This window comes from Bacillus sp. GbtcB14, from assembly GCF_019091205.1.
Classification (GTDB): domain Bacteria; phylum Bacillota; class Bacilli; order Bacillales; family Bacillaceae_G; genus Bacillus_A; species Bacillus_A cereus_AG.
The window spans coordinates 1-4,338 of the sequence record NZ_JAGXJT010000032.1; the positions used below are offsets into that span (position 1 = coordinate 1).

Genomic DNA, 4,338 nt, shown 5'->3' on the forward strand with positions numbered 1-4,338 from the left:
GGTAAAAAACGCCGCCGTGCTGCCAGGGAAGGCAAGAGCGATGTGCCCGAACATAATTAAAATTCCGCCGTAAAATACGGAGTTTTGCGTGCCGAATAGCGGAAATTTATAAAGTTCATTTTTGAGGAAAATATTCTTAAATTTGACGATTTTGAATTGAAATCAGGACGTCATAGTCCGTATTTCTTTAATTTTGGATCATTTGATGACTCGGTTAAATTATCTAGATTAGGAGAATCCTATGCTTCTAATATTATAGAAAATGACATTAAGTTTGATGTTATTTTTGGACCTGCGTATAAAGGGATTCCAATTTCTCTATCTGCATCGATGGCTTTGTTTTATAAACATGGCTTACGAGTGAATTATGCATTTAATCGTAAAGAAGCAAAAAACCATGGTGAAGGCGGAAATATTATTGGAACATCTCTAAAAGGAAAGAAAATACTTGCAGTAGATGACGTTATTACTTCAGGTAGAACAATTAAAGAAACAAAAGAAATTATTGAGAAGGAAGGTGGAGAATTATCTGCATTTTTGGTTGCTCTTGATAGAGAAGAAATAGCATTAGATTCTCAACTTTCAGCCTTAGAAGAGGCATCAAAAAAATATGGTGTAGAAATATATGCAGTAGCTAAAATCTCTGATGTAATGAATTATATGGAAAAAGAGTACGGGAAAACTTATATCCATCTATCTGCAATCCAAGAATATTTAAAATTATATGGATCAGAAAGCTTAGGAGTTTATTGAAATATAATATCTATTAAAAGGTGAGTAAACAGAGAATAAATTTTTTGGCCACTGATAAATGTAAAATATGAAATCCCAGTCTATAAGTTGATAGGAAAGCCAAAAAATACTGAAGGAAAGTATGTAGAGGGAACAACAGAAGTAATTTATGAATATGAAAAAGTAGAAGAGCTGAATGTCCCAATGGATCCGAAAGGTTCAAATAATCCAAAGGAATCATTAAAAGGTGAATTTTTGAAAAAAAGCTTATGTTACAAAACACAGGCGAGAAAGAGGAATCATTATTCTGGGCGATTTTATGTATCATGTCAGGATTATTATTGATTTCTAATAGAGCTAAAAAGAATTTCTCACATCTGCAAGTTGGAAATGGTACTTTAGAACTGCTTCTATAATACGACAAAATAGTTTATTCAGTAAGAACAAAGGATATGAATTCAATAGTAAGTTGAATTCATATCCTTTTTATTTTATAGTGATTTGTTATATTTAAAGGAATACGAACAAACAGAAATTATAACTGTACAAAGTTGTCTGTTATAGAAAGAATTGAAGAAACGTTTCTAAAAGCTTTAAAATGTATTTTATAAAGCAGCAAGATGTTAATTTAGGAATTTTTTGTCTTGCTGAAGAGGATAACATGGTAGAAATGGCTATGATATAATAAAATTCAAGTATACTAAGGGGGATTAATGAGATGATTTTTCAAAGCATGATAACAGCTATTATAGAAAAATTACAAGAGACGGTGAATCCCTATTGGATAATTGTATTTGGATCAACGGCTGAGAACAGAGAACGAGAAGATAGTGATATTGATATAGCTTATTTAAGTGACACAACTTTAGGGAACTATGAACGTTTTTTATTAGCACAGGAGTTAGCTAACATTGTTCATAGAGATGTTGATTTAGTTGATTTATCCGAAGCTTCTACAGTTTTTCAAGCTCAGATTATACATACAGGAAAGACAATATTTTGTTCGGATGAAAAACGTAAGGTCATCTTTGAAATGAAAACCTTAAAAATGTATTCAAAATTGAACGAAGAAAGACAGATAGTATTTGATGATATAAAGAAAAGAGGTTCTATATATGAAGAATGAGGTTATTTTAAATAAAATTTCTACAATAGAGCGTTGTATAAAAAGAATCCAAGATGTATATGGAAATGACCCTGAAAATTTAGAGGATTTTACAAAACAAGATTCAATAATATTGAACATACAAAGAGCTTGTGAAGCGAGTATTGATTTAGCAATGCATATTGTTGCAGGGAAAAAATTAGGACTACCCCAATCTAGTAGAGAGGCTTTTGATTTATTGGTTACAGCAGGATTACTTAGCGCTGATCTAGCAAATAAGTTAAAAGCAATGGTTGGATTTCGTAATATTGCTGTTCATGATTATCAAAGTGTAAATTTAGATATTGTTCGTCAAATTATTGAAAAACATTTAACTGATTTTAAACTATTTACGAAAGAAGTAATGGGGATATTGGAATTTTAGGCAAAAGAACAGAATAATAGGACTGAAAAAGAAAGTAATTCTATGATTCCCAAACCAGCTATTGAAACAATTACTTAATTTCGTAAGAAGAAACGCGGTCATAAGATGAATTTGTTTATGTTGTAGCGAGGCTTTGCATGAGATGTGTGTAGTTAATAGTAGGAACAATATCCACATACAATTTTATCAACAAATAAGTAAATATTTTCAAAACTAATTTTTATACATATAATGTATATTAAAAACAAAAAAGTTTCCTTATGGAAACTTTTTTGTTTTTGGTAAATTTATGGCGGTAAATTAATATGCAGTTTTTGAAAAAAATGATGAATCATGTCAAATCATCTTCATTTACACGAACATGAACGTAGTATAAAAATGAAGCATATCCAAAATAATTAAAGGGGGCTGAAAAAATGATTAAAAAACTTATTATTGGTTCTATTGCTTTAGGCACAACAATAGGAGTGAGCAAACCTACATTTGCTGCTACAATACATTCTCCATCACAGTTTAAAGAAATTCAAAATGTTCATGTGCAATCCCTACACTCTCCATGGCAGTATTTAGGGCAAACTTCAAGGGAACTTCAAATTAAAAGTAAGGATCCAAAAGTACTAGCTTTTGAACTAGCAAAAGAAGCGCCATTTTACGAAGAAGAATTAGTAGACATATGTTCGGTAATTTTAGATGCAAATGTAGACGTTATATATTGGACAAGTAAGGAATGGGTTAGATTTGAAGAAGGAAATTATGAATTTAAACATGAAATTAAAATTTTTAGAGATAAAGAACGTCAGCAATTAATTACTGCACTAGAATCTTAGAACTTTTACAAAAAAGAAGCTATTTTTAGTATGCTATTCTACCCTCATAGTAGATAGGAAAAAGAAAACACATTAACCTATTTATTGTCGAAAATAAATTGCGATTATAATAGCAATTGTATTCCCAAAAGCAATGTGTCAAATGGATTTTAACATACCTGTAACGGTATTGTTATCAATAAAGTATGCACAGAATTACAAATGGTTGTTTAGAATATTAGAAAAAGTTTAACTGATAAAACCCATTGATCTCAGTATGTCTACATGAGATCAACGGGTTTTTATTATTATGTATTCGAAGATATGGAAAGTATTTTGTGTGTCTATAAAGTTTGGTTTTGAATTTTACGGATGTCTGTATATTACATAAACATTTACAGATATTTTTGTTATAATTATTTATGAGGTGTATGAAATGAAACACAAAACATTTGGATATGTACGAGTTTCCAGTAAAGATCAAAATGAGGAACGACAAATTCGAAATATGAAAGATTTAGGAATAGAAGATCAAGATATTTTTATCGATAAACAATCTGGTAGAAATATGCAACGCGAAAATTATCAAATGTTAAAACGTCTTGCTCGTACAGGTGATACCATTGTATTTGATTCTTTAACTAGACTAGGAAGAAGCATGAATGATGTCCTCCAGGAATTCAGATACTATGAAAAGCATGAGATTAATTTACAATTTATAAAAGAACCATTTATTAATGTAAATTACACAGGTAAGAGTACAAATGATGTTATTCAAAGTGCTATTCAGAAAGCAACGCTTACCATTTTATCTGCTTTTGCAGAAAAAGAACGGCATGATATTAAACAGCGACAAGCGGAGGGTATTGCTCTAGCTAAAAGGCAAGGTAAACGGTTAGGACGTCCACCGGTAGAAATTACAGCCGAATTTATTGAAGCCTTTAAAGAATGGAAGTCTGGTGGCAGTACAGCAGTAGGAGTCATGAAGAAATATGGTATCAAACGTTCTTCGTTTTACAAACTTGCTAAGCAGTATGAAGAAACAAAACATAAAAATCTACTGAATGATTAATTATAATTTAGGAGGTTATTATATGAAACATACAGCAAAAGTAAAAATTGGTGATTGCGTTCAATTTTCTTATCGTAAGAATCCTTCCTTGCAATTAACTGGATATGTGGTAAGAGTTTTAACAAATACCATTGATGTTGAGGTTTCAGATATGATGGAAGAGGAGGTAATTGATGCTAGACAGGTAGTAAAGCAAGGG

5 protein-coding genes and 1 pseudogene are annotated in these 4,338 nt (G+C 30.8%); 5 read left to right on the forward strand and 1 reads right to left on the reverse strand.

Annotated elements, in window-relative coordinates; genetic code table 11:
- Positions 1 to 99, reverse strand: a pseudogene (locus KVT31_RS30515) (hypothetical protein); the annotation flags it as partial.
- A gap of 18 nt (positions 100 to 117) precedes the next feature.
- Between KVT31_RS30515 and pyrE the strand changes: the two are divergent.
- From pyrE to KVT31_RS29090, 5 genes are all read left to right on the forward strand, one after another.
- A complete protein-coding gene (pyrE, locus tag KVT31_RS29070; RefSeq protein WP_308162519.1) occupies positions 118 to 753 on the forward strand; it encodes an orotate phosphoribosyltransferase in 636 nt (211 codons plus the stop codon).
- A 697-nt stretch (positions 754 to 1,450) separates the two neighbouring features.
- The gene (gene mntA / locus KVT31_RS29075; protein WP_000577223.1) at positions 1,451 to 1,858 is read left to right on the forward strand and encodes a type VII toxin-antitoxin system MntA family adenylyltransferase antitoxin; all 408 of its coding nucleotides are present in this window, start codon (positions 1,451 to 1,453) and stop codon (positions 1,856 to 1,858) included.
- Complete coding sequence (gene hepT / locus KVT31_RS29080; protein WP_000787540.1) at positions 1,848 to 2,261, forward strand: type VII toxin-antitoxin system HepT family RNase toxin; 414 nt, start codon at positions 1,848 to 1,850, stop codon at positions 2,259 to 2,261. Before mntA ends, hepT begins: the two co-directional genes overlap by 11 nt.
- 416 nt (positions 2,262 to 2,677) lie before the next feature.
- Complete coding sequence (locus KVT31_RS29085; protein ID WP_000592181.1) at positions 2,678 to 3,088, forward strand: hypothetical protein; 411 nt, start codon at positions 2,678 to 2,680, stop codon at positions 3,086 to 3,088.
- Between the two features lie 415 nt (positions 3,089 to 3,503).
- Complete coding sequence (locus KVT31_RS29090) at positions 3,504 to 4,139, forward strand: recombinase family protein (RefSeq protein WP_217613686.1); 636 nt, start codon at positions 3,504 to 3,506, stop codon at positions 4,137 to 4,139.
- Positions 4,140 to 4,338 lie beyond the last annotated feature (199 nt).